22 protein-coding genes and 1 other RNA gene are annotated in these 26,846 nt (G+C 35.1%); 21 read left to right on the top strand and 2 right to left on the bottom strand.

What is annotated here, in order from left to right; translation table 11 throughout:
* The first annotated feature begins 17 nt into the window (after positions 1–17).
* The 14 genes from ruvB (at position 18) to DYE31_RS06295 (ending at position 17,611) form a co-directional block, all read left to right on the top strand.
* A complete protein-coding gene (gene ruvB, locus DYE31_RS06230) occupies positions 18–1,034 on the top strand; it encodes a Holliday junction branch migration DNA helicase RuvB (RefSeq protein ID WP_015900499.1) in 1,017 nt (338 codons plus the stop codon).
* Positions 1,024–2,049, top strand: a complete 1,026-nt coding sequence (gene queA, locus DYE31_RS06235; protein ID WP_015900498.1) for a tRNA preQ1(34) S-adenosylmethionine ribosyltransferase-isomerase QueA — start codon at positions 1,024–1,026, stop codon at positions 2,047–2,049. The genes ruvB and queA overlap by 11 nt, the downstream gene beginning before the upstream one ends.
* Positions 2,050–2,064: 15 nt before the next feature.
* Positions 2,065–3,207, top strand: a complete 1,143-nt coding sequence (gene tgt, locus DYE31_RS06240; protein WP_015900497.1) for a tRNA guanosine(34) transglycosylase Tgt — start codon at positions 2,065–2,067, stop codon at positions 3,205–3,207.
* 13 nt (positions 3,208–3,220) lie between these two features.
* Positions 3,221–3,481, top strand: a complete 261-nt coding sequence (gene yajC, locus DYE31_RS06245) for a preprotein translocase subunit YajC (protein WP_015900496.1) — start codon at positions 3,221–3,223, stop codon at positions 3,479–3,481.
* A 452-nt stretch (positions 3,482–3,933) separates the two neighbouring features.
* Entirely contained in the window at positions 3,934–6,210 is a 2,277-nt protein-coding gene (gene secDF, locus DYE31_RS06250) for a protein translocase subunit SecDF (RefSeq protein WP_015900495.1), read from the top strand.
* Between the two features lie 134 nt (positions 6,211–6,344).
* Positions 6,345–8,621 carry a single-stranded-DNA-specific exonuclease RecJ gene (gene recJ / locus DYE31_RS06255; protein ID WP_015900494.1) on the top strand — a complete coding sequence of 759 codons (2,277 nt, stop codon included), beginning with the start codon at positions 6,345–6,347 and terminating at the stop codon, positions 8,619–8,621.
* Between the two features lie 19 nt (positions 8,622–8,640).
* Entirely contained in the window at positions 8,641–9,159 is a 519-nt protein-coding gene (locus DYE31_RS06260; RefSeq protein WP_015900493.1) for an adenine phosphoribosyltransferase, read from the top strand.
* A 373-nt stretch (positions 9,160–9,532) separates the two neighbouring features.
* Positions 9,533–11,722 (top strand): RelA/SpoT family protein, encoded by a 2,190-nt coding sequence (locus tag DYE31_RS06265; RefSeq protein WP_015900492.1) that lies wholly within the window; start codon positions 9,533–9,535, stop codon positions 11,720–11,722.
* 15 nt (positions 11,723–11,737) lie between these two features.
* Positions 11,738–12,190, top strand: a complete 453-nt coding sequence (dtd, locus tag DYE31_RS06270) for a D-aminoacyl-tRNA deacylase (RefSeq protein WP_015900491.1) — start codon at positions 11,738–11,740, stop codon at positions 12,188–12,190.
* Positions 12,187–13,062: an N-acetylmuramoyl-L-alanine amidase gene (locus DYE31_RS06275; RefSeq protein ID WP_015900490.1), complete on the top strand. Its 876-nt coding sequence runs from the start codon at positions 12,187–12,189 to the stop codon at positions 13,060–13,062. The genes dtd and DYE31_RS06275 overlap by 4 nt, the downstream gene beginning before the upstream one ends.
* Before the next feature lie 329 nt (positions 13,063–13,391).
* A complete protein-coding gene (gene hisS / locus DYE31_RS06280) occupies positions 13,392–14,678 on the top strand; it encodes a histidine--tRNA ligase (RefSeq protein ID WP_015900489.1) in 1,287 nt (428 codons plus the stop codon).
* A 3-nt stretch (positions 14,679–14,681) separates the two neighbouring features.
* A complete protein-coding gene (aspS, locus tag DYE31_RS06285) occupies positions 14,682–16,448 on the top strand; it encodes an aspartate--tRNA ligase (protein WP_015900488.1) in 1,767 nt (588 codons plus the stop codon).
* Positions 16,449–16,519: 71 nt separating this feature from the next.
* A non-coding RNA gene (gene ssrS, locus DYE31_RS06290) (6S RNA) lies at positions 16,520–16,710 on the top strand.
* A gap of 121 nt (positions 16,711–16,831) precedes the next feature.
* Positions 16,832–17,611: a tRNA threonylcarbamoyladenosine dehydratase gene (locus DYE31_RS06295; RefSeq protein WP_015900487.1), complete on the top strand. Its 780-nt coding sequence runs from the start codon at positions 16,832–16,834 to the stop codon at positions 17,609–17,611.
* Between the two features lie 69 nt (positions 17,612–17,680).
* On the opposite strand, the gene DYE31_RS06300 is transcribed toward DYE31_RS06295, so the two are convergent.
* Positions 17,681–18,961 (bottom strand): replication-associated recombination protein A, encoded by a 1,281-nt coding sequence (locus tag DYE31_RS06300; RefSeq protein WP_015900486.1) that lies wholly within the window; start codon positions 18,959–18,961, stop codon positions 17,681–17,683.
* 86 nt (positions 18,962–19,047) lie between these two features.
* Between DYE31_RS06300 and cymR the strand changes: the two genes are divergently transcribed.
* From cymR to DYE31_RS06310, 3 genes are all read left to right on the top strand, one after another.
* Positions 19,048–19,467: a cysteine metabolism transcriptional regulator CymR gene (gene cymR / locus DYE31_RS06305; protein ID WP_015900485.1), complete on the top strand. Its 420-nt coding sequence runs from the start codon at positions 19,048–19,050 to the stop codon at positions 19,465–19,467.
* Positions 19,468–19,625: 158 nt separating this feature from the next.
* Positions 19,626–19,796 (top strand): hypothetical protein, encoded by a 171-nt coding sequence (locus DYE31_RS12695; protein ID WP_015900484.1) that lies wholly within the window; start codon positions 19,626–19,628, stop codon positions 19,794–19,796.
* A 68-nt stretch (positions 19,797–19,864) separates the two neighbouring features.
* Positions 19,865–20,071: a CsbD family protein gene (locus DYE31_RS06310; RefSeq protein WP_015900483.1), complete on the top strand. Its 207-nt coding sequence runs from the start codon at positions 19,865–19,867 to the stop codon at positions 20,069–20,071.
* Between the two features lie 40 nt (positions 20,072–20,111).
* On the opposite strand, the gene DYE31_RS06315 is transcribed toward DYE31_RS06310, so the two are convergent.
* A complete protein-coding gene (locus DYE31_RS06315) occupies positions 20,112–21,110 on the bottom strand; it encodes an LLM class flavin-dependent oxidoreductase (RefSeq protein ID WP_015900482.1) in 999 nt (332 codons plus the stop codon).
* Between the two features lie 181 nt (positions 21,111–21,291).
* On the opposite strand from DYE31_RS06315, the gene DYE31_RS06320 reads away from it, so the two are divergent.
* The 4 genes from DYE31_RS06320 (at position 21,292) to recD2 (ending at position 26,749) form a co-directional block, all read left to right on the top strand.
* A complete protein-coding gene (locus DYE31_RS06320; protein WP_015900481.1) occupies positions 21,292–22,431 on the top strand; it encodes a cysteine desulfurase family protein in 1,140 nt (379 codons plus the stop codon).
* Positions 22,432–22,433: 2 nt separating this feature from the next.
* Positions 22,434–23,546, top strand: coding sequence for a tRNA 2-thiouridine(34) synthase MnmA (gene mnmA, locus DYE31_RS06325; protein WP_015900480.1), 1,113 nt, complete (start codon positions 22,434–22,436; stop codon positions 23,544–23,546).
* A gap of 107 nt (positions 23,547–23,653) precedes the next feature.
* The gene (locus DYE31_RS06330) at positions 23,654–24,325 is read left to right on the top strand and encodes a tetratricopeptide repeat protein (RefSeq protein ID WP_015900479.1); all 672 of its coding nucleotides are present in this window, start codon (positions 23,654–23,656) and stop codon (positions 24,323–24,325) included.
* Between the two features lie 3 nt (positions 24,326–24,328).
* A complete protein-coding gene (recD2, locus tag DYE31_RS06335) occupies positions 24,329–26,749 on the top strand; it encodes an SF1B family DNA helicase RecD2 (protein ID WP_015900478.1) in 2,421 nt (806 codons plus the stop codon).
* The last annotated feature ends 97 nt before the right edge of the window (positions 26,750–26,846 follow it).

The following is a 26,846-nucleotide window of genomic DNA, read 5'->3' on the forward strand; positions in this document are numbered from 1 at the left end:
AAATGGAGGGGACAGAGATGGATGATAGAATGGTAGACCAATCACAACATGAAGATGAATCATCATTTGAATTATCATTAAGACCTCATTTCTTAAAACAATATATTGGTCAAGCTTCTATTAAATCGAATTTGGAAGTATTTATAAAAGCCGCTAAGTTAAGAGAAGAACCGCTCGATCATGTTTTATTATTTGGTCCCCCAGGTTTAGGTAAAACAACGCTATCAAATATTATTGCTAATGAAATGAATGTCAATATTCGTACTGTAACAGGGCCTGCGATTGAACGTCCTGGAGATTTAGCAGCTATATTGTCTGGATTACAACCTGGCGATGTGTTGTTTATAGATGAAATACATCGACTTAGCAGTGTAGTGGAAGAAGTTTTATATCCAGCAATGGAAGACTTTTATTTAGATATTGTAATTGGTAAAGGTGAAGAAGCTAGAAGTATTCGTATTGATTTACCTCCTTTTACTCTTGTTGGGGCAACAACAAGAGCCGGCAGTTTAACAGGGCCGCTTCGCGATCGCTTCGGTGTACACTTGCGTTTAGAATATTATAAAGAATCTGAGTTGAAGGACATCATTATTCGAACAGCTGAAGTTCTGAATACAGAAATTGATGAAGAAAGTGCTGTCGAACTCGCTAAAAGAAGCCGTGGTACACCTCGTATAGCTAACCGTCTCTTAAAACGTGTCCGGGACTTCCAACAAGTCAATGAAGATGACATGATATACATTGAAACAACAAAACGTGCGTTGCAATTATTGCAAGTAGATGATTATGGATTAGATTATATTGATCATAAAATGATGAGTTGTATTATCAATCAATATAATGGCGGTCCAGTCGGATTAGATACGATTGCTGTTTCAATCGGAGAAGAAAGAATTACAATTGAAGATGTATATGAACCGTTTCTAATACAAAAAGGTTTCCTAGAACGTACACCAAGAGGGCGCAAGGCAACGCCATTAGCATACGAACATTTTGAAGCGAAGAATGGAAAGAGGGACAATTTTGAATATTGAAGAATTTGATTATGATTTACCAGAAGAATTGATAGCACAAACACCTTTAAAAGACCGAGATACAAGTCGGTTACTAGTGCTGCATAAAGAAAATGGTGAATTAGAACATCGTCATTTTAAAGACATTATTGAATACATCAATTCAGGCGATACCTTAGTATTAAATGATACGAAAGTGATGCCTGCCAGATTATTCGGTGTTAAACAAGAAACTAAAGCTAAAGTTGAAATGTTAATGCTGACACAAATTGAAGGCGATGATTGGGAAGTATTACTTAAACCAGCAAAAAGAATTAAAGTAGGTCAAAAATTATCATTTGGTGAAGGAAAAATAGAAGCTGAATGTATAGAGGAATTGGACCAAGGCGGCAGAATAATGCGTCTTTCATATGAAGGTATTTTACAAGAACGCTTAGATGAACTTGGTGAAATGCCTTTACCTCCATACATCAAAGAAAGATTAGAAGACCAAGATAGGTATCAGACTGTCTATGCTAAAGCAACAGGTTCAGCTGCTGCACCAACAGCAGGTCTTCACTTCACAGATGAATTACTAGACGAACTTAAAGCTAAAGGTGTAAATCTTGCTTTTATCACTTTACATGTAGGTTTAGGCACATTCAGACCGGTCAGTGTAGATAATATAGACGACCATGAAATGCATAGCGAATATTATCAAATGACGCAAGAAACAGCAGATTTATTAAATCAAACCAAACAAAACGGCAAACGTATTATCTCTGTCGGAACAACATCTACACGAACACTTGAAACGATTCGCCGAGATTATGATACATTTACTGCTGCAAGCGGATGGACTGATATTTTTATTTATCCTGGATTTGAATTCAAAGCAATTGATGGATTGATTACAAACTTCCATTTGCCGAAATCAACTTTAGTGATGCTGGTCTCTGCTTTCAGTTCAAGACAGTATATTTTAAATGCATACCGAACAGCCGTAGAAATGAAATATCGTTTCTTCAGTTTCGGCGATGCGATGCTAATTATTTAAGGGAGTTGAAAACAGGTGAAGCCTGCAGTAACATATGAACACATTAAAACGTGTAAACAATCTGGAGCTAGATTAGGTATTGTACACACACCTCATGGTTCTTTTGAAACACCTATGTTTATGCCAGTAGGAACAAAAGCTACTGTAAAAACAATGAGTCCAGAAGAATTGCATGATATCAACGCAAAAATCATTTTAGGTAATACATACCATTTATGGTTGCAACCTGGAAATGAATTAATTAAACGTGCAGGTGGACTGCATCAATTTATGAATTGGGATGGACCGATTTTAACGGATTCTGGCGGTTTCCAAGTATTCAGTTTGAGTAATTTAAGAAAAATCACAGAAGAAGGTGTTTATTTCAGACACCATAAAAATGGTTCTAAGCTATTTTTAAGTCCTGAAAAATCAATGGAAATCCAAAATGATTTAGGATCAGATATCATGATGGCATTTGATGAATGTCCTCCGATGCCTGCTGAATATAAATATGTCAAAGATTCTATTGAAAGAACTACAAGATGGGCTGAACGTTGCTTAAAAGCACATGCACGTCCTGAAGACCAAGCGTTATTCGGGATTATTCAAGGTGGCGAATATAAAGATTTACGCCAGCAAAGTGCTGAAGAATTGGTCAAATTAGATTTTCCTGGTTATGCTATCGGCGGATTATCGGTGGGTGAACCTAAACCTGTTATGTATGATATGGTAGAGCACACTGAACAATTTATGCCGAAAGATAAACCGCGTTATTTAATGGGGGTAGGTTCGCCAGATGCATTAATTGAATGCAGTATCCGCGGAATGGATATGTTTGATTGTGTATTACCGACACGTATTGCACGTAATGGGACTTGTATGACATCAGAAGGTCGCGTTGTCATTAAAAATGCGAAATATGCAGATGATTTAGGTCCGCTCGATCCTAATTGTGATTGCTATACATGCCGAAATTATTCACGTGCATATCTAAGACATTTAATTAAAGCTGAAGAAACATTCGGTATACGTCTTACTACTTACCATAATCTCTATTTTCTGTTAAAATTAATGGAGGATATCAGACAGGCCATTAGGGAAGATCGTCTTTTAGATTTTAAAGAGGAATTCTTTGAGCAATATGGATTGAATGTAGAAAATCCTAAAAACTTTTAAAGGAGTAATGTTTGTGAATTTAACTGGTCTTATATTACCTATAGCATTATTAGCTCTTATGTGGTTCTTTATGATTCGACCACAACAAAAACGTCAAAAAGAACACCGTGAAATGATTAATCGTTTAGAAGTGGGACAACATGTTACTACTATCGGTGGTATTAAAGGTGTTGTACGTTCTTTAGATGAAACTTCAGTCGTGATTTCTGTTAATGATAAAGGTACTCAATTAACTTTTGAAAAACCTGCAATCAAACAAGTAAATCCAGACTAATTACTAAAACAATATTGAATGCGTATAGGTTACAAGAATAAGGGCTTACCTATACATAATATTGATGATACAAACACCTCTTACTTTATCTTCGGGATAAAATAAGAGGTGTTTTTAATTTTGTAAGGAATATTACTTTTAGTTTGCGATTTCAAGACAATGTTTAAAAAAGAAAAAATAGCGTGTATAATGTAGCATTGGTACACGACTTAACTCGAAATTTAATAATATAATTAACACTTAATGTATTGTGTTGTCTAAATGAAAACATCGACGGCGATTAAATTAATGCAATCGTGTGTTTTGAAAGTTAGGTAAAGTTATAGTACGCTTGTAAAGTTCATTCAATTACTGTAATTGAACGAGAAACGTGGTATTTGTTCTGTTTTGACTTGCAGTAGGTTTGAATAATCGAGTATGCTATTTACATAAGTAAATAATGAGGTGTTCATGTGAAGAAAAACAGTAGAATAATTGCATTCTTACTGTTGGTTGTTCTGCTTTTTGCAGGTATGGCAGCAACCTATAAGAGTGTAGTTAAAGACGTCCGTTTAGGATTGGACCTTCAGGGTGGATTTGAAGTTTTATATCAAGTTAATCCACTTGAAAAAGGTGAGAAAATTGACGATAAGGCTGTTCAAGCGACAGCTAAAACTTTAGAAAACAGGGTCAATGTACTCGGGGTTTCCGAACCTAAAATTCAAGTTGAGAATAATAATCGGATTCGTGTTCAATTAGCCGGTGTTAAAAATCAAAATGAAGCACGAGACATCTTATCTTCTCAAGCTAATTTAACAATTCGTGATTCTGACGATCATGTTAAATTAACAGGGAAAGATTTAGTCCAAGGTTCTGCAAAACAAGAATTTAAACAAAATACTAACCAACCTGCAGTTACTTTTAAATTGAAAGACAGCAAGAAATTCAAAAAAGTAACAGAAGAGATTTCTAAACGAAAAGATAACGTGATGGTCGTTTGGTTAGATTATGAAAAAGGCGACAGTTATCAAAAAGAAAAAGATAAAAAAGATCCTAAATATGTATCTGCTGCATCTGTAGATCAGCCAATCAATTCAGATAGTGTTGAAATTTCTGGTGGATTCAATGGTGAAAAAGGTGTTCAAAAAGCAAAACAAATTGCAGACTTATTGAACTCAGGTTCATTACCAGTTCACTTGAAAGAATTGTATTCTAACTCTGTTGGTGCACAGTTCGGTCAAGATGCATTAGATAAAACGATTTTCGGTTCATTATTAGGTGTCGGTATTATCTACTTATTCATAGTAGGTTTTTACAGATTACCAGGTATTATTGCTGTTATTACATTAACAACATATATTTACATCACGCTTGTAGCATTTAACTTTATACATGGTGTGTTAACATTGCCAGGTTTAGCCGCATTGGTTTTAGGTGTCGGTATGGCAGTGGATGCCAACATTATCATGTATGAACGGATTAAAGATGAATTGAGGATTGGCAGAACTCTCAAACAAGCATTCAATAAAGCGAATAAAAGCTCCTTTATTACAATACTTGATGCCAACTTGACAACTGTATTAGCTGCAGCTGTATTATTCTTCTTTGGTGAAAGTGCGGTAAAAGGTTTCGCAACAATGTTATTACTCGCAATTTTAATGAGTTTCGTTACAGCCGTGTTCTTAACACGTATCTTATTATCATTGCTTGTACAATCTAATTACTTCAAGAAAAGCTTTTGGTTGTTCGGTGTTAGCAAGAAAGATAGACACGATATCAATGAAGGTATTGATGTATACGAATTGAAAACACCTTATGATCATTGGAACTTTATGAAACTTGCTAAACCATTATTCTGGTTCAGCGGTATCATCATTTTAGCAGGTGTAGTCATTCTCTTTATCTTTAAGTTGAACTTAGGTATCGACTTTACGAGTGGTACACGTGTTGATATGAAAGCAGATCACAAAATCACACAGCAAAGTGTCACAAATACGTTAGATAAAGTAGGTATGAAACCTGATCAAGTATCACTTTCTGGAAACAATGACAGTGCATCTGTTCAATTTAAACATGATTTAAGTAAAAATGAAGTAGCTAAAGTTAAGGACACAATTAGCAAAAAATTCGGTAATGATCCGACTGTCAATACTGTTTCTCCAGTAATTGGACAAGAAATTGCTAAGAACGCATTACTATCATTAATATATGCTTCAATCGGTATGATTATTTACATCTCATTACGATTTGAATGGCGTATGGGACTTTCATCAATTTTGGCGTTATTACATGATGCCTTTATGATTGTTGCAGTGTTCAGCTTATTCAGATTAGAAGTAGATGTTACATTCATCGCAGCAGTTCTGACGATTATTGGTTATTCAATTAACGATACAATTGTTACGTTCGACAGGGTTCGTGAAAACTTGCGTAAAATTAAGGTGATCACAGAACCAGAACAAATTGATCGTATTGTTAACCATTCAATCAGACAAACAATGACAAGATCTATAAATACGGTGTTAACAGTTGTAATTGTAGTAGTTGCACTCTTAATATTCGGTGCATCTAGTATCTTCAACTTCTCATTAGCGTTGCTAATCGGTTTAGTTTCTGGTGTATTCTCATCTATCTTTATAGCTGTTCCATTATGGGGCATGATGAAGAAACGTCAACTTAAGAAATCACCAGATCATAAATTAGTGGTTTATCGTGAAAAACGCAGTAACGATGAAAAAATACTTGTATAATTTATACTTGTTTTTTGACTCCCGGAATACTTTCCGGGAGTTTTTCTATTTAAAAAATGTTAAGATAGAGAAGTTGCTTTTTATTTAAAGCGTTCTTTTGTATAATGACATGTGGAAATGAGGGAAGCCGATTTATGATTAAAGCTAAATTTAAATGGGACCTACAACAAAATACAAATCAAATTTCTGATGAAATTGCATCAGAAATGAAACTGACACCTATTGTTCGTAAAATTTTGGAGAGCAAAAATATTACGGATAAACAAGATATTGAAGCCTTATTAAAAAAATCTACGATTAAGCACGATCCTTATACAATGAGTGATATGAAAAAAGCGATTGAGCGTATTAATAAAGCGATTGATAATCATGAACGTATTTTAATATATGGAGATTATGATGCCGATGGTGTGACATCAACTACTATCTTAGTTTCTGTTTTACAGGAATTAGGGGCTGAAGTCGGCTGGTACATACCTAATCGTTTTACAGAAGGTTACGGGCCTAATGAAGCGGCATTTAAGAATGCATACGATGAAGGTATCAACCTTATCATCACTGTGGATAATGGTATACAAGGTCATCATGAAATTAAAACAGCGCAAGAATTAGGGATGGATGTCATACTCACAGACCACCATGAAATTGGAGAAACATTACCAGAAGCTTTCGCAATCGTTCACCCAATGCACCCAGAATTTAACTATCCTTTTAAATATTTAAGCGGAGCAGGTGTGGCTTTAAAAATAGCACAAGCTTTATTAGATCATCCTTCTCCATACTACACAGCACTAGCAGCCATCGGTACGATTGCTGATTTAGTATCATTAACAGATGAAAACCGCGCAATTGTGCAAGATGGATTAGATATATTAAATCAAACGCAATTCCCATCAATCCAAGCGCTTTTAAATAATGCAAGTTATAAAGATACTATAACTGAAGAAACAATTGGATTTGTAATTGGTCCAAGATTAAATGCTGTCGGCAGATTAGATGATGCAAGTTTAGCAGCTGAATTATTAATGTCTGATAATGATGAAGAAGCAGAATTTTTAGCTGAGCAAGTTGAACATTTTAATCAAGAAAGAAAAGATATTGTGAAAGAAATATCTGATGAAGCTGTATTAATGGCAGCTGAACAAGTGGAGAATGGTAATCAGTTTCTTGTTTTAGCACAAGAAAATTGGCACGAAGGTGTTTTGGGTATAGCGGCATCTAAGGTTGTTGAAACATTTGGATTACCAACGATTATCTTAAATATTGATACTGTACAAAATTTCGCAAAAGGGTCAGCGCGGAGTATTGAGCAAGTTTCTATGTACGATATTTTAGATAAAGAACGCACATTAATTACCAAATTCGGCGGTCATCATATGGCTGCAGGAATGACTTTGCCTATTGAAAATATAGAGAAGCTGAGAGAAGCCTTGAATGTGCATATGGCTGAAATTTCAAAAGAAAAAGATCTTTCTCCTCGTAAGAAGGTAGATTTACTTTTAGATGAAGCGGAAATTACGGTTAAAAACATCAGAGATATTCAAAAGTTGCGACCTTTTGGGACAGATTTTACAAGTCCGCTTTTTCAATTGAATAATGCTAAAATTATTCAAGCAAAGGGAATAGGACAAGAAGGCAAGCACCTTAAAATGACCATTGGTGATTCTAAAATTCAAAGTCTTTATTGGCAACATGGAGAATATGCAAATCAAATCGAACCTAATCAGCCCATAAATATGATTGGAACTTTACAAATCAATGAATGGAATGGGAATCAATCACCTCAATTTATGGTTCAAGACATGGCCTCAGAGGCACTGCAAATTTTAGATTTCAGAGGTAAGGCTAGACAACAAATTCTAGCAAATGATGATTTGCCTACAGCAGAAATTGTTAACAAGAAATCAAATAAAGATCATGAGCACCAATATTTTTATGGAGATACAATTCCAGAACAATATGAGCGCTATGTTTTTAAAGAATTACCACTTACAATAGAATCTATGCAATCGACATTAGCTTCTATTGTTGAAAGTCAAATTATTTTAGAGTTGAATCATCAAAACTCAATTTATTTTGATGGATTACCGCATTTGGATAAATTTAAAGCTTGTTATAAAGCATTGCTTGCAAAAAATGAAGTGAATTTAAAACAGGATGGAATGCAATTATGTGATTACCTGAATGTTAAACCGCAAGTCTTAATTTTTATGCTTAAGGTCTTTAATGAATTGAATTTCATTCATGACAATAATGGTATAATAACTGTGAACAAAGATGTAGAAAAGAAAGAAATTACTTCTAGTCGTCTTTATCAAGCAAGTATGAAACGTATTGATGTAGAAAAATTTTTACTTTACGATGACTTCTCAAAAGTAAAAGTATGGATAAAAGAGCAGCTAGCAAAGTAATTAGGAGGATATAGATAATATGGATTTAAAACAATATGTGTCAGAAGTACAAGATTGGCCAAAAGAAGGTGTCGACTTTAAAGACATCACAACAATCATGGATAATGGAGAAGCATATGGTTATGCAACAGATCAAATTGTAGAATTTGCTCGAGAAAAAGAAGTAGATATTGTTGTCGGACCTGAAGCACGTGGATTTATCATTGGTTGTCCAGTTGCTTATTCAATGGGAATCGGCTTTGCTCCTGTTAGAAAAGAAGGAAAATTACCGCGTGAAGTCATTCGTTATGAATATGATTTAGAGTATGGCACAAATGTACTTACGATGCATAAAGATGCTATTAAACCAGGACAACGTGTGTTGATTACTGATGATTTGCTAGCTACTGGCGGAACAATCGAAGCTACAATTAAACTTGTTGAAGAATTAGGCGGTATTGTTGTAGGTATTGCATTTATTATCGAATTAAAATATTTGCACGGTATCGATAAACTTGATGGCTACGATGTTTTAAGTTTAATTTCTTACGATGAATAATTAAATAGGAATATGTTTATAAATCGCTTACTCGAATGTCGTGGTAGGCGATTTATTGTTATTATTTTCGCTTTTTAATTGTGTATAATTGACAGTGGAAATATGAGCTGAATTAAAATAAAAGCCATACAAACGTGCTTCATGATACGTATATAAATGCAAAAGGTTCAATTATCTTTCCATTTATAGTAATATAGATGTATTATTTAATAAATGTGGATAATAGGTAAATTAGGTTCGAGGTAAAGTGTTTAAGCGAGAGTTGGTAACCTTTCGCCGTTTTTTAAATACTTAAATAAATTCAATTTGGATTCTATTTAACATACCTCATAAGAACATTAAAAAGATAAACGAATATGTGGGGGTGTCTAATGTGAATAATGAATATCCATACAGTGCAGACGAAGTGTTGTATAAAGCCAAATCATATTTAAGTGAGGAAGAATACGAACACGTGCTGAAAAGCTATCATATTGCTTATGAAGCACATCAAGGACAATTTAGAAAAAATGGTCTGCCGTATATCATGCATCCTATTCAAGTAGCGGGAATCTTAACAGAAATGCACTTGGATGGACCAACAATTGTTGCTGGTTTTTTACATGATGTGATTGAGGATACTCCATACACATTTGATGATGTAAAAGCGATGTTTAATGACGAAGTTGCAATGATAGTAGAAGGCGTAACAAAACTTAAGAAAGTTAAATATCGTTCAAAAGAAGAACAGCAAGCTGAAAATCACCGTAAGTTATTTATTGCGATTGCAAAAGATGTACGTGTTATTTTAGTTAAATTAGCTGATAGATTGCATAATATGAGAACGTTAAAAGCAATGCCGCGTGAAAAACAAATTCGCATTTCTAAAGAAACTCTAGAAATATATGCACCATTAGCGCATCGATTAGGTATTAACACGATTAAATGGGAACTTGAAGATATAGCGTTGCGTTACATTGACGGTGTTCAATATTTCAGAATTGTTAATCTGATGAAAAAGAAACGCAGCGAACGAGAAGCATATATTGCTAATGCTATAGATAGAATCAGTGCTGAAATGGATAAAATGCATATCAGCGGTGAAATCAATGGTCGTCCTAAACACATATACAGTATTTATCGAAAAATGATGAAACAAAAGAAACAATTCGATCAAATTTTCGATTTACTAGCTGTCCGTATTATTGTCGACTCTATTAAGGATTGTTATGCCGTACTTGGTTTAGTGCATACTTTATGGAAACCGATGCCAGGACGATTTAAAGATTATATTGCTATGCCGAAACAAAATATGTATCAATCCTTGCATACTACTGTAGTTGGTCCGAACGGTGATCCTTTAGAAATTCAAATTCGTACACAAGAAATGCATGAAATTGCTGAACATGGTGTTGCAGCACATTGGGCATATAAAGAAGGTAAAAAAGTAACGGATGATAATTCAGGATATGCGCAAAAATTATCGTGGCTTAAAGATTTAGCAGAAGCTGATAAAACAGCAAATGATGCTCAAGAATTCATGGAATCATTGAAATTTGATTTACAAAGCGATAAAGTTTATGCATTTACACCACAAAGTGATGTCATTGAATTACCGTATGGAGCAGTGCCGATTGATTTTGCTTATGCAGTCCATAGTGAGGTCGGCAATAAAATGATCGGCGCTAAAGTGAATGGTAAAATTGAACCGATTGATTATGTATTGCAAACTGGGGATATTGTTGAAATCAGAACAAGTAAACATTCATATGGACCAAGTAGAGACTGGTTGAAAATTGTAAAATCCTCAAGTGCTAAAAGTAAAATTAAAAGCTTTTTCAAAAAACAAGATCGATCTTCCAACATTGAAAAAGGTAAATTTATGGTTGAAGCTGAAATCAAAGATCAAGGATTTAAAGTTGAAGACGTCTTGACTGAAGAAAATATTGAAGCGGTTAATCAAAAATACAACTTTTCAAATGAAGATGATTTATTTGCAGCAGTTGGATTTGGTGGGGTTACCTCATCTCAAATTGTGAATAAATTGACTGAAAAACAACGTATTTTGGATAAACAAAAGGCGTTGAATGCGGCACAAGAGGTTACAAAATCAGTACCGATTAAAGATCATATCACAACAGACAGCGGTGTATATGTTGAAGGAATTGAAAACGTTCTAATCAAGTTATCAAAATGTTGTAACCCAATTCCAGGTGATGATATTGTAGGATATATTACCAAAGGACACGGAATTAAAGTCCATCGCACAGATTGCCCTAATATTAAAAGTGAAACAGAGCGGTTAATTGATGTCGAATGGGTGAAATCAAAAGATTCTACACAAAGATATCAAGTTGATTTAGAAGTAACTGCTTATGATCGCAACGGATTATTGAATGAAGTTTTACAAGCAGTCAATGCGACAGACAGCAATCTAGTTAAAGTGTCAGGTAAATCTGATGTTGAAAAAAATGCGATTATTAATTTAAGTGTCATGGTAAAAAATGTAAATGAAGTCTTTAAAGTTGTAGAACGTATTAAGCAACTTGGAGATGTTTATACTGTAACAAGAGTTTGGAACTAACTGAGGTGTTAAGATATGAAAATAGTAGTACAACGTGTAAAACAAGCATCTGTTACTAATGAATCTATTCATGAAGAAATCGGGAAGGGCCTTTGTCTATTAGTAGGTGTCGGTCAAGATTCAACTGAAAAAGATGTTGAAGCAGTTGCCAAAAAAATTGTAAATGCACGTATATTTGAAGATGAGAATGGCAAATTAAACTTAAATGTACAGCAAGTTGGCGGTGCCATTTTATCAATTTCACAATTTACACTGTACGCAGATGTAAAAAAAGGAAATCGTCCCGGTTTTACTAATTCAAAACCACCAGAAGAAGCGAATCGATTATATGAAGCATTTAACGAAGCTTTATGTCAGTATGGCGTGGAAGTGAAAACAGGGGAGTTCGGCACTGATATGCTTGTTGATATTGCAAATGATGGTCCTGTTACAATCATTTACGAAAGTCAGGACGGCAAAATTATATGAATCGAATAGAAAATTGGTTTAAGAAACGTAAGCTCAAATCGATTCCTATATTTATCGCATTGATTGCTTTGATTGTCTTAATTTTTATCATTATTATAGTCGCAAATTATCAGGCTGATCATAATGATAAAGTAACAATGAAAGAAGATGCTGAGTTACGAACTGGGCCGAATGCAGTCTATCCTGAAATCTTCCCTGCAGATAAAGGAGAAACGTTTAAACAGCTTGATAAAAAAGGAAAATGGTTGTATGTTTCTACTCAAGATGGCAAGGAAAAAGGATGGGTTGCTGGTTGGCATACTAATTTGAATATCCCACCAGATAACGACCCGAATGCAAAACCCTTAAAAAATAAAGTGATTGTACTGGATCCTGGTCATGGAGGCGGTGACCAGGGTGCCTCCAGTTCAACTCCTTCTAAATCTTTAGAAAAAGTTTACACCCTTAAAACTGGTTTAGAACTAAAGAAGTTGCTTGAACAAGAAGGTGCAAAAGTCAAAATGACGCGTGATAAAGATGAATATGTCAAACTTAAGGATAGAAATTTAAGTGGAGATGCATTTATCAGTTTACATAATGATGCGCTGAAATCTTCTGGTGCAAATGGCGTTACAGTCTATTGGTATAAAAAACAACAAGAAGGCTTGGCTGAAGCACTAAGCATGAGTATTCAAAAGAAAGCAATACTTTCTCCAAAAGGCGCAAGACAAGAAAACTATCAAGTACTGCGTCAATCAAAAATACCAGCAGTATTGATTGAATTAGGTTATATTAGCAACCCTACAGATGAGATGATGATTACTGATAAACTTCATCGTCATATTGTTGAACAAGCTATTGTAGATGGACTTAGAACATACTTCTCAAATTAAATAGTTGCAATCAACGGTCAAAATCGTTATGATAGTATCTGAATAAAATAATTAAAACCGTTATAATTCTTGAATAGACATTAAGAAATGCAAATAGAGAAATAATCCTTGGCTGAAAGATTATTCAGAGTAATTTTGTCACTATTGAACACAAGAAGAGGTGAAGTTTGACTGGTAAAAGTCAGCTTCCGTCCAACATACGTTAATTGTTTAAAGTGGAGTCTGATTTTTTAATTCGGCTCAATTAGGGTGGCAACACGGAATATTCGTCCCTTGTGTGATAGCGATATCATGCAAGGGCTTTTTTATTTACAAAAGGAAGTGACATTATGATTAAAATCCCTCGTGGAACGCAAGATATTCTACCTGATCAAAGTAGAAAATGGAGATATATCGAAGCTAAACTTGATGAATTAATGGAATTATATAATTATAAAGAAATACGAACACCTATTTTTGAAAGCACTGACTTATTCGCAAGAGGTGTGGGCGACTCAACAGATGTAGTTCAAAAAGAGATGTATACATTCAAAGATAAAGGTGATAGAAGTATCACACTTCGTCCTGAAGGAACAGCTGCAGTTGTGCGATCATACATTGAAAATAAAATGCAAGGTGATCCAAATCAACCTATTAAACTTTACTATAATGGACCGATGTTCCGTTATGAACGTAAACAAAAAGGACGTTATCGTCAATTTAATCAATTTGGTGTAGAAGCAATTGGTGCCCAAGACCCTAGTATTGATGCGGAAATTCTTGCTATGGTTATGCACATTTACCAATCATTTGGTTTGAAACACCTTAAACTTGTAATTAATAGTGTGGGTGATTTTGATTCACGCAAAGAATATAATAAAGCATTGATTGAACACTTTGAACCTGTTATTGATACTTTTTGTAATGATTGCCAAGCGCGTTTGTATACAAATCCAATGCGTATTTTAGATTGTAAAGTGGATAGAGATAAAGAAGCGGTGAAAACTGCACCTCGAATTACTGATTATTTGAATGAAGAATCAAAAGAATATTTCAACCAAGTAAAACAATATTTGGATGACTTGAATATTCCTTACGTTGAGGATCCGAACCTAGTTCGTGGACTTGATTATTATACACATACTGCTTTTGAGTTAATGATTGATAGTCCTGATTATGACGGTGCTATCACTACATTGTGCGGCGGAGGTCGTTATAATGGCTTGCTTGAATTATTAGATGGCCCTAAACAAACTGGTATCGGTTTCGCATTAAGTATTGAACGTTTATTATTGGCTTTAGAAGAAGAAGGTATCGAGATCGAAGAAGATGAACACTTAGATTTATTCATTGTAACGATGGGTGAAAAAGCTGATAGATATGCTGTCAATTTATTAAACGATTTACGTCACCACGGTATCAAAGCCGATAAAGATTATTTGAAACGAAAAATTAAAGGTCAAATGAAACAAGCAAACCGTGTTGGTGCTGAATATACAATTGTTATCGGAGAACAGGAACTTGAAGATGGCAATATTGATATTAAACATATGGATAGCGGAGAAACAGATTCTATTCATTTAGCTGACTTAGTTTCTTATTTTGAAAATAAGAAAGAAAAACAAGGAGAGAAGTAATTTATGAGTAAAAGAACAACATATTGTGGTCTAGTAACTGAAGATTTATTAGGACAGCGTGTTACATTAAAAGGTTGGGTGCATAACCGCAGAGACTTAGGTGGTTTGATTTTCGTAGATTTACGTGACCGTGAAGGTTATGTACAAATCGTATTCAACCCAGACTTTTCAAAAGAAGCATTAGAAATTGCAGAATCTATTCGTAGTGAATATGTAATTGAAGTTGAAGGTACAGTTACTAAACGTGATCCTGAAACAGTAAACCCTAAAATCAAAACTGGTAATGTGGAAGTACAAGTTGATCATATTAATATCATTAACAAAGCACAAACACCTCCATTTTCAATCAATGATGAAAACCAGCAAGTTGATGAAAACATTCGCTTAAAATACCGTTATTTAGACTTGAGAAGACAAGAACTTGCTCAAACAATTAAAATGCGTCATCAAATTACACGTTCAGTACGTGAGTTCTTAGATAGAGACGGCTTCTTTGATATCGAAACTCCTGTATTAACAAAATCTACACCAGAAGGTGCACGTGACTATCTTGTACCATCTCGTGTTCATGAAGGACAATTTTATGCATTACCGCAATCACCGCAATTATTTAAACAACTGCTAATGATCAGCGGTTTTGATAAATATTATCAAATCGTTAAATGTTTCCGTGATGAAGATTTACGTGCAGATAGACAACCAGAGTTCACTCAAGTCGACGTAGAAATGAGCTTCGTTGATCAAGAAGACGTTATGGAAATGGGTGAAGCATTACTTAAAAAAGTAGTGAAAGATGTTAAAGGTATCGACCTTACTGAGCAATTCCCACGCATGACATATGCTGAAGCAATGTCTCGTTATGGTTCTGACAAACCTGATACGCGTTTTGAAATGGAATTAAAAGATGTTTCAGAACTAGGTCGCACTATGGATTTCAAAGTATTCAAAGATACTGTTGAAAAAGGCGGAGAAGTTAAAGCGCTTGCTGCTAAAGGTGCCGCTGATAAATATACACGTAAAGACATGGATGCTTTAACAGAATTTGTAAACATTTATGGAGCAAAAGGTTTAGCTTGGGTAAAAGTTGTTGAAGACGGCTTTAGCGGTCCGATTGCAAGATTCTTTGAAGATAAAGATGTTGAAAAAGTTAAAGAATTAACTGGTGCTGAAACAGGTGACCTAGTGATGTTCGTAGCAGACAAACCTAGTGTTGTTGCTCAAAGTTTAGGTGCATTACGTGTGAAATTAGCTCATGAATTAGGATTAATTGATAATAACAAACTTAACTTCCTATGGGTAACAGATTGGCCATTACTTGAATATGACGAAGATGAAAAACGTTATGTGGCAGCCCATCACCCATTCACTTCACCAAAAGATGAAGACTTAGATAAATTAGATTCAGCACCTGAGAAAGCACAAGCTAAAGCATATGATATCGTATTAAATGGATATGAGCTTGGTGGCGGTTCAATCAGAATTCATAACGCAGACATCCAATCAAAAATGTTTGAAGTACTTGGATTTACAAAAGAACAAGCACAAGAACAATTTGGCTTCTTATTAGATGCCTTTAAATATGGTGCACCTCCACATGGCGGTATCGCATTAGGTTTAGACCGTTTCGTAATGTTGCTTGCTGGACGTAACAACTTACGTGATACAATCGCATTCCCTAAAACAGCCTCAGCTGTTTCATTAATGACACAAGCACCTAGTGAAGTTTCTGATAAACAATTAGAAGAATTATCACTACGTATTCGTCACTAATAAAAAATTTAAACTTTCGATGGTTTAAATTTGCAATTAAGGTAGAATGTGGTAATATTAACTCATAAGATAGTCGTCTGAAATATTCGTAGTTTGCTGTATGTATTTTGACCTAACACTCTTTGATCAGGGAGCCCAATAGGTTTTCTTGCAGCGCACACGCCTCTATAGGAGGACTTGCAAAACAAGAAACAGGGCACCCACCTGTATATAGCAGGCCAAAATGATCAAGCTATTATAACTACGGTACAACGGATTCTATCGTACGCAGAACTTCGGTTCTGCGTATTTTTTTATTTACAAAAATTTAGCAGTGGTATACTTAAATTTAGAATTTGCTATAATGAATAGATGTAAAAGTAGAAATAAAGGAGTATTTTTTAATGAAGCATCAATTTTCACGCAATGAATTGGCCTATGGTAAGGAAGGGTTAGATTTACTCAAAAATCAAACAGTCGCAGTTTTAGGTGTCGGCGGCGTTGGATCATTCGCTGCAGAGGCACTTGCTCGAACAAATATCGGCCATATTATTTTAATAGACAAAGATAATGTAGACATTACTAATGTCAATCGTCAAATACATGCATTAACAACTACAATTGGTCAAAGTAAAGTAACATTAATGGAAGAACGAATTAAATTAATCAATCCAGACTGCAAAGTAACATCGTTACATATGTTTTATAATGAAGATACGTATGAAGCATTATTTAATGATTACGATATTGATTATTTTATCGATGCAAGTGATACGATTATGTATAAAATACATTTGATGAAAGAATGTTTGAAACGTGATGTTAAATTGATTTCAAGTATGGGCGCAGCAAATAAAACGGATCCGACTAGATTCCAAGTTGCAGATATTTCAAAAACAAATACAGATCCGATTGCTAAAATTATCCGTCAAAAATTGAAAAAAGATGGTATTAAAAAAGGTGTGCCTGTCGTATTTTCTGATGAAAGTCCTATTGTAATTCGTGAAGATGTAAAAGAAACAGTTGGGGATAAAAATGCGGCGACAAGAAAAGGACAAATCCCACCTTCATCTAATGCATTTGTACCAAGTGTAGTAGGATTAATTTGTGCGGGTTATGTGATTAATGATATTTTAAAAGATATACCAGTTACGCGTATTAAAGATCGTAAACAAGATAAATAAAAGGCTGTATAACAGAAATGCTGAGAACATAGTATGACTATGTCTCGGCTTTTCATTATACAACCTTTTTTATAGACTCTTTTGTTGTTTAGAAATATTATCATAGATCTGTTTGAATTGTTGTTCAGCTTTAGAGGTAGATTTGGGATGATAATACTGTCTGTTTTTTAATTTATCCGGCAAATATTGTTGTGGAATAAAACCATTTTCAGAGTTATGCGGATATTGGTATCCAATGGCTCGACCCAACTTTTTTGCGCCCGTATAATGACCGTCTTTGATATGATCAGGTACTTGGCCTGCATTTCCTTTGCGAATATCGGATAGTGCAGCATCTATGGCTGTAATACCGGAGTTAGATTTAGGTGATAAGCACAATTCGATAACAGCTTGACTAAGTGGAATACGTGCTTCAGGGAAACCTAAACGTTCTGCAGCTTCTATTGCTGCTAATGTACGTTGTCCAGCACCAGGTGATGCCAAACCTATATCCTCATAACTGATTACAAGTAATCGTCTTGCGATAGTCGGCAAATCGCCAGCTTCTATTAAGCGTGCTAAATAATGTAATGCAGCATCTGTATCACTGCCGCGTATTGATTTTTGGAATGCACTCATTACATCATAGTGCATATCACCGTCTTTATCGCTCATAAAACTGCCTTTTTGCAAACAATCCTCAGCATCTTGCAATGTAATATGAACTTCACCGTTTTCATCAGGATTTGTACTTAATACAGCAAGTTCTAATGCATTTAATGCAGCTCTCACATCTCCTTGACTTTGGGTTGAGAAATATTGAAGTGCATCATCATCAATATTGACATTATAATCAGCTAAACCGCGATCTTTTTCAGAAAGCGCACGTTCTAAAGCAATACGTATATCATTTTCGTCTAAAGCATAAAGTTCAAAGATTTGTGCACGGGAACGAATTGCAGGATTGATAGCATGATAAGGATTAGAAGTAGTGGCACCTATTAATACAATTTTGCCATTTTCTAAATGAGGCAATAAAAAATCTTGTTTGGCTTTATCTAATCTATGGATTTCATCTAACAATAAAATGACTTGGCCTGACATTTTAGCTTCTTCCACTACCATCTGCATGTCTTTTTTTGTATTGGTAACAGCATTGAGCTGTCTGAATTTGAATTGAGTAGAACCTGCAATGGCTTTAGCAATACTTGTTTTGCCAATACCTGGCGGTCCATAAAATATCATGGACGTAAGACGTTTAGAATCAACCATTCTTCTAATAATTCCTTTTGGACCGACAAGGTGTTGCTGTGAAATAATCTCATCCAGGTTCTGTGGACGCATTCTTGAAGCTAGAGGTTCATTATTCAATCTAGAATCACACCTTTCTGTTACTATATTAACGTAAAAAATGCTAAAATTGAATAAAACTAAATCGGATTAAGCGAGGTAATAACATGAAAATTTCAACAAAAGGGAGATATGGTCTGACCTTGATGATTTCTCTTGCTAAAAGAGAAGGGCAAGGTTGTGTATCATTAAAGACAATAGCTGAAGAGAATAATCTTAGTGATCTATACTTAGAACAATTAGTTGGACCGTTAAGAAATGCTGGTTTAATTAGAAGTGTCCGCGGCGCAAAAGGCGGATATCAACTTCGTGTACCAGCTGATGAGATAAAAGCAGGCGATATTATCCGTCTATTAGAAGGTCCGATTTCATTTGTTGAAAGTATAGATTCTGAACCACCAGCACAAAAAGAATTATGGTTACGTATGCGTGATGCAGTCAGAGAAGTACTCGACGGCACAACGCTTAAATACTTAGCAGAATTTAATGATTCAGATAAACTCGATAATTATATGTTTTATATCTAATTTTAAAAAGTTTGCCAACTGACGTTAGGTTGGTAAACTTTTTTGTGCTAATATATAATATTTTTATTTCTTTTGTTTGTATATTATTCTAGACGGGTATATCATTTAATATAGCAGCAACGCCATACATCATAGAGTGTAACCTAAGGAGGAAGATAATGATGAAAGATGAAAAAAATAAAATAAAAGATTATGAAGATTATGCAAGAAAACATGCAGATCCGAAAAAAATGGAAGAACATCATTCCAAAAAAGAAAAAGGTCAACATGTGATGGATGAAATGCATGATGAATTAGTTAAACATGGCGGTCCTGATAAACCGGAATAATGTTTTAAGCATGAACTGAATGGATAATATAAAATACAAATTAAAATAAACTTTTGGAGGGATTTCTAATGGCTAATCGCGAAGAAGATAAATTAGAACAAGCAAAAGGTAATGTTAAAGAAACAGTAGGAAATGCTACTGATAATAAGGATTTAGAAAAAGAAGGTAAAGCAGATAAAACTTCTGGTAAAATGAACGAAAAAATCGATGAAGTTGCTGATAAAGCAAAAGGCTTCACTGATAAACTAAAAGATAAATTTAACAAAGATAAATAATATTTATAAAAAAACGGCGCCTATCGCAGGCGCCGTTTTTTTATAAATCTTGGATTACTTTTTTCAAACGTTTGTAAGAGTCGATTTGTTTTTCTTGATCGTAAATGTAGCTTATAGCCATCAATTCATCGATTTCACCATAGAAATCAATAAAATCTTCAATTTGAGCTTTGACTGTTTCTTCTGAGCCGATTAAAGCGTCTTGAGCGCGTTTTTCAGCCATTTGTAATTCAGCAGGTGTTAAAACAGATGCTAAATCATCAGTTGGTGGTTGAAGCGGCTCCATTCTTCCTCGTGCGATGCTAATCATCACTTGTGCTAAAGAAGTGGACAATTTTTTCGCTTCTTCGTCAGTTTCAGCTACAATTGCATTTAAACATACAATAACGTATGGTTTATCGAGTACATCAGAAGGTTCAAATAAGTCTTTATAAATCGCAATTGCTTCTTTCATTTGCTGCGGTGCAAAGTGTCCGGCAAATACATACGGCAATCCTTGTCTTGCAGCTAAGTGAGCTGAATCCGTTGAAGAACCCAAAATATACAATGGAACATTTTTATCAACAGCTGGATAAGCTCTTACATAACCTTGCTGCTTTTCAGGACCAAAGAATTTTTTTAATTGTGCTACTTCTTCTGGGAAAGCATAAACACCATTATGCTGATCACGTCTCAAAGCGCTTGCTGTCATCATGTCAGTACCCGGTGCTCTTCCTAAGCCTAAATCCACTCGATTTGGATAAATTGTTTCTAATGTACCGAATTGTTCAGCCACTACTAAAGGTGCATGGTTTGGAAGCATGATGCCGCCAGAACCTACTCGTATTTTAGAAGTGTGTTCTAATGTGTGCTGAATCAGCAATACAGTTGCAGAGCTGACTAAATTAGGTGCATTGTGATGTTCTGCAATCCAGTAACGTTCATAACCTAAATCATCTAAATTTTGAGCAAGCGTTACCATGTCTTCAATTGCTTCTTTTTCATCTCCGCCTTCACGAATAGGCACCAAGTTTAAAGCTGAAAATTTAATATCACTCACAACATTTACCTCCTTTTGTAATTGTGACTCAATTATAACAGTGGTATTCAAAAGAAAGTATTTAACTGCTTATCAACTAATTTTCAGAAGTTATAATGAAAATGAAACAGAGCACTAGAAAAATTGACATGATGGTGCTAGAATTGGAACATTGATAAAATTGTGAGGAAGTGTCTGACTAATGGAAGTATATGCAGATTATGCAGCAACCACTCCTATAAAACCGGAAGTTATAGAAAAAATGATGGAGATGTATCAGCATCATTATGGCAATCCATCATCTATTCATAGCGTCGGCAGAGATGCACGTCAATATTTAGATGCAGCACGCAGAGATATCGCTTCTTTTCTAGGTGCTAAACCGAATGAAGTTATTTTTACCAGTGGCGCAACTGAATCAAATAATACTGCGATTAAAGGCTTAGCGTATGCCAATCAACATAAAGGCAAGCATATTATTACTTCTAAGATTGAACACCATTCAGTATTACATGTATTTGAACAGCTTGAAAAAGAAGGTTTTGAAGTTACTTATTTAGACGTAAATAAAGAAGGAATAGTGGATTTAACACAACTAAAAAACGTAATGCGAGAAGATACAATTTTAGTATCTATTATGTTTGTAAATAATGAAGTCGGCACTGTTCAGCCGATGTATGATATAGAAGAAATTGTAAAGCAATATGATGCAATGCTGCATGTAGATGCAGTGCAAGCAATTGAACATTTACCCATCAAATTTGATGACTTTGAATTTGATACAATGAGTATTACTGCGCATAAATTCGGTGGACCGAAAGGTGTAGGAATCTTGCTCGTAAAAGAGAAAACACCTATTAGATTCTCGCAGCTTGGCGGCAGCCAGGAAACTAAGCGTCGTGCAGGTACTGAAAATGTACCTCAAATTGCAGGAATGGCTGAAGCGTTGAAACTTGCAGATGCACATCGCGATGAAAACAATGTACATCTAATGAATTTGAAGGAATTATTTTTGGTACAACTGCAAGAACGCAGTATTCCATTTGAAGTAAATGGTTCTATGACGGATACGACTGGGCATATATTAAATTTATACTTCCCATTTATAGACGTAGAAACCATGCTGACTTTATTAGATTTAGCCAACATCAGCGTTTCATCTGGATCAGCTTGTACAGCAGGGTCTACAATGCCTTCTCACGTACTAGAAGCTATGTATGGAGATGACCCTAGAACAAAACAATCTATCCGCTTCAGTTTCAATGAATTAACAACTGAATTGGAAATTAAATATATCGTAGCAGAAATTCAAAAGATTTATCATAGATTTAAGGAGGAATAAACTTGAGCAACCAAGATACAAGAGTTGTAGTCGGTATGTCTGGCGGCGTTGACAGTTCAGTCACAGCCTACTTGCTGAAAGAACAAGGATACGATGTTATCGGTATCTTCATGAAAAACTGGGATGATACTGATGAAAATGGTGTTTGTACTGCAACTGAAGATTACAATGATGTAATAGCAGTTTGTAACCAAATCGGCATTCCATATTATGCCGTCAACTTTGAACAAGAATACTGGGATAAAGTATTTACTTATTTCCTAGATGAATATAAAAAAGGCCGCACACCGAATCCTGATGTGATGTGTAATAAAGAAATTAAATTCAAAGCATTTTTAGATCACGCCATGAAATTAGGTGCTGATTATGTTGCAACAGGTCATTATGCACAAGTAAGACGTGATGCAGATGGTAACGTAGAAATGCTTCGCGGTGTCGATAACAATAAAGATCAAACGTATTTCTTAAATCAATTGACACATGAACAATTATCAAAAGTCATGTTCCCATTAGGCGGAATGGAAAAATCTGAAGTACGTCGCATCGCAGCTGAACAAGATTTAGCAACAGCTAAGAAAAAAGATTCTACAGGTATCTGCTTTATTGGCGAACGTAATTTCAAAGAATTTTTATCTAACTATTTACCAGCGCAATCAGGCGATATGCGTACATTGAACGGTAAAAAAATGGGCACTCATAGCGGATTAATGTATTATACAATTGGTCAACGTCATGGTTTAGGTATCGGCGGAGATGGAGACCCATGGTTTGTTGTAGGTAAAAACTTGGAAGATAATGTTTTGTATGTCGAACAAGGATTCCATCACGATGCATTATATAGTGATTACTTAATCGCATCAGATGTTTCGCTTGTAAACGATATCGATTTAACAGATGGATTAGAATGTACTGCGAAATTCAGATATCGTCAAAAAGATACAAAAGTGACAGTCACTCGTATTGATGAAAACCAAATCCGTGTTGATTTTGATCAACCAGTACGTGCTATCACACCAGGTCAAGCAGTAGTATTGTATGACGGAGATGTATGTCTTGGCGGTGCGACAATCGATGATGTATATAAAGAAGCAGGACAATTAACATATATTGTTTAGATGAATAGTATAGAGACGAGAATATTACCTCGTCTCTTTTTTTACATAATATACATCATTTCTGTTAAAATATATATTTGAAATGAGATAGAAATGAGGATTAAAAAATGAAACAAGAAGCAATCTATCAACTCATTAAAGAAGGTAAGTTTGAAGCAGCTTTAAAAGCGCTTTTTGAAAATATAGAGAAAAATCCTGAAGCAATTGAAAATTACATCAACTCAGGTATATTGCTTGCTGAAGCGGGAGAAGTAGAAAAAGCAGAGAAGTTTTTCCAAAAAGCTTTAACATTAAATCCAGACAATGGCGCAATTTATTATAATCTGGCCAATGTTTACTATAATGCGGAAAGTTTCAATGATGCGATTAAACTGTATCAGCAAGCCTTGCAAAAAGGTGTTGTAGATGAAGCGGATACCAATTACATGATCGGTATGTCGTTCAATCAATTAGGCGCATTTAAAGAAGCAATGCCGTTTTTAATGCGTGCATCAGAACTTGATGATAAAAACGATGAAGAAATTCAATTTCAATATGGACTAGTGCTGTGCCACTTAGAAATGTTTGAAGCAGCCGTCGCGCAATTAGATAAAGTGCTTGCACAAAATCCTGAAAATACAGATGCACTTTATAACCGCGGTTTAGCAGGATACATGAAGACGGAAAATACAGAGGATGCACTGCCATATTTTGAACGCGCAGTTGAAATTGACCCTAAACATTTATTGAGCCAACATGCGATAAAAACGTTCAAACAACTTGATCAAGAGGGGGAATAACATTTGAGCAACCCTACATTATTTGATTATTCAATGGTCAAAGGTACAGTTGAAGCCATTTTGTTTCAAAACAAAGAAAACTTCTACACTGTACTCAAAGTAGATCCGATCGAGACAAATGAAGAATTTGATAGTATGCCGACCGTTGTAGGGTTCTTTCCTGAAATTGCGGAAGGAGATGTTTATACTTTTAAAGGTCAAGCTGTCACTCATCCTCGATATGGTAAACAATTAAAAGCAGAGACATTTGAAAAAGAATTACCTCAGACCAAAGATGCGATTGTAAGTTATCTCTCAAGTGATCTATTCAAAGGCATCGGAAAGAAAACAGCCGAAAATATTGTAGATACACTTGGGGAAAATGCGATCAATAAAATTCTTGATGATGAACAAGCTTTAGCAGAAGTACCGCACCTGTCTAAGAAAAAGCAAAAACAAATTGCAGAACAAATTTACAGTAATCAAGAAGTTGAAAAAATCATGATTCGCCTGCATGATTTAGGATTCGGTCCTAAATTATCGATGAATATCTATCAAGTCTACCAAGTTGAGACTCTTACTGAAATTGAGGAAAATCCGTATCAGCTTGTCTATGATGTTAAAGGGGTCGGCTTTAATAAAGCTGATACATTAGCTAAAAATTTAGGGATAGAATATAACGATCCTGAAAGATTAAAAGCTGGATTATTATATACAATTGAAGAAGAATGCATTAAACAAGGACATACGTACTTGCCGAAAGATTATGTGATTGAAGCATCTCAAGATACATTATCTCAAGTACATAGTGAATCAATTGATGCTCAATTGTTAGAAGAGATGATTGTACAGTTGACTGAAGAAGAGAAGCTTGTAGAAGCAGATGAAACACTCTCTGTACCAAGTTTATATTATTCGGAAGTTAAAAGTGTCCAAAATTTGTATCGAATTGAAGCTCATCAAACAAAACTAGAAACAATTGAACAATCAGACTTGCAGATGCATATCGGAGAAATAGAAGATGTTAATAACGTAAATTATGCTGCATCTCAAAAAGAAGCACTTGAAACTGCTATTAATTCTAAAGTCATGTTGCTAACAGGTGGGCCAGGTACAGGTAAAACAACAGTGATAAAAGGTATTGTAGAATTATATGCAGAAATTCATGGACTGTCTCTTGATTATGATGATTATAACGAAGATGATTATCCTGTCGCTTTAGCAGCACCAACAGGCAGAGCAGCTAAAAGACTGCAAGAATCTACGGGATTAGAAGCCATGACGATACATCGGTTAATCGGTTGGAGTCAAGAAACAAAACCAGAAGACGTTCTTGAAAATGAAATTAACGCTAAGCTGATTATTATCGACGAAATGTCGATGGTCGACACCTGGTTATTCCACCAATTTTTAAATGCGGTGCCAATTGATGCACAAGTTATCCTAGTAGGTGATGAAGATCAATTACCTTCAGTAGGTCCAGGACAAGTATTTAAAGATTTAATTGATTCTAAAGTAGTGCCGCGTGTGAACTTGACTGAAGTTTATCGTCAGCAAGACGGATCAAGCATTATCGAATTAGCACATAAAATGAAATTAGGGCAGCCGATTGATATTACACAACGTTTTCATGACCGCAGCTTTATTCCGTGCAGTGCAGATCAAATACCGGATGTAGTTAATAAAGTGGTCACTTCTGCTGTGAAAAAAGGTTACGATATGAGTGATATTCAGGTACTTGCACCGATGTACAGAGGTAGTGCTGGTATTAAACGATTGAATAAAGTACTTCAAGACATTTTAAACCCTAAACAAGAAGATACACGTGAAATTGAATTCGGCGATGTCGTTTTTCGAAAAGGCGATAAAGTACTCCAATTAGTTAATCGACCGAGTGATAATATTTTCAATGGAGATATCGGGGTGATTCAAGGTATCTTTTGGGCAAGAGAAAATGAATTGAATAAAGACGTATTAGTCGTTGATTTTGACGGTAATGAAATTACATTTACCAAACAAGATATGATGGAACTTACGCATGCCTATTGTACTTCCATTCATAAAGCACAAGGATCAGAATTTCCAATTGTGATAATGCCGATAGTTAAACAATATTACCGCATGCTGCAAAGACCGATTATTTATACTGGTTTGACACGAGCAAAACAATCTTTGGTTTTTCTAGGTGACAGCCAAGCTTTCGATATCGGCATGCAAACCTATGGCCAAGTGCGAATGACACGTATGGCACAGTTATTGCGCGATTACTTCGGTGCAGAAACAAGTGAATCATCTGATGAAACCGAAAGCGATGCAGACACAAATACAGTCATTGCTGAGCGGAATTCAAAAGTTATTGAGTTATCGGAAGAAACATTATTTGAAATTGACCCTATGATTGGCATGGGCAATGTCACACCTTATAGCTTTGCGAATGAAAAATAAAAATACCTTCGAAACGACATATAATTGACATTTAAGCACCATCCATCTAAAATAAAACTAAATTCGCATAAAGATGAGTAGTCAATGTACTATGCTT

Source organism: Staphylococcus carnosus (assembly GCF_900458435.1).
Taxonomy (GTDB): Bacteria; Bacillota; Bacilli; order Staphylococcales; family Staphylococcaceae; genus Staphylococcus; species Staphylococcus carnosus.

What these genes read in the sequence shown, in the direction of transcription:
- ruvB (WP_015900499.1), top strand. Translation starts at nt 18, where the DNA reads ATGGATGATAGAATGGTAGACCAATCACAACATGAAGATGAATCATCA.
- recJ (WP_015900494.1), top strand. Translation starts at nt 6,345, where the DNA reads ATGATTAAAGCTAAATTTAAATGGGACCTACAACAAAATACAAATCAA.
- DYE31_RS06260 (WP_015900493.1), top strand. Translation starts at nt 8,641, where the DNA reads ATGGATTTAAAACAATATGTGTCAGAAGTACAAGATTGGCCAAAAGAA.
- dtd (WP_015900491.1), top strand. Translation starts at nt 11,738, where the DNA reads ATGAAAATAGTAGTACAACGTGTAAAACAAGCATCTGTTACTAATGAA.
- DYE31_RS06275 (WP_015900490.1), top strand. Translation starts at nt 12,187, where the DNA reads ATGAATCGAATAGAAAATTGGTTTAAGAAACGTAAGCTCAAATCGATT.
- hisS (WP_015900489.1), top strand. Translation starts at nt 13,392, where the DNA reads ATGATTAAAATCCCTCGTGGAACGCAAGATATTCTACCTGATCAAAGT.
- aspS (WP_015900488.1), top strand. Translation starts at nt 14,682, where the DNA reads ATGAGTAAAAGAACAACATATTGTGGTCTAGTAACTGAAGATTTATTA.
- DYE31_RS06295 (WP_015900487.1), top strand. Translation starts at nt 16,832, where the DNA reads ATGAAGCATCAATTTTCACGCAATGAATTGGCCTATGGTAAGGAAGGG.
- cymR (WP_015900485.1), top strand. Translation starts at nt 19,048, where the DNA reads ATGAAAATTTCAACAAAAGGGAGATATGGTCTGACCTTGATGATTTCT.
- DYE31_RS12695 (WP_015900484.1), top strand. Translation starts at nt 19,626, where the DNA reads ATGATGAAAGATGAAAAAAATAAAATAAAAGATTATGAAGATTATGCA.
- DYE31_RS06310 (WP_015900483.1), top strand. Translation starts at nt 19,865, where the DNA reads ATGGCTAATCGCGAAGAAGATAAATTAGAACAAGCAAAAGGTAATGTT.
- DYE31_RS06320 (WP_015900481.1), top strand. Translation starts at nt 21,292, where the DNA reads ATGGAAGTATATGCAGATTATGCAGCAACCACTCCTATAAAACCGGAA.
- DYE31_RS06330 (WP_015900479.1), top strand. Translation starts at nt 23,654, where the DNA reads ATGAAACAAGAAGCAATCTATCAACTCATTAAAGAAGGTAAGTTTGAA.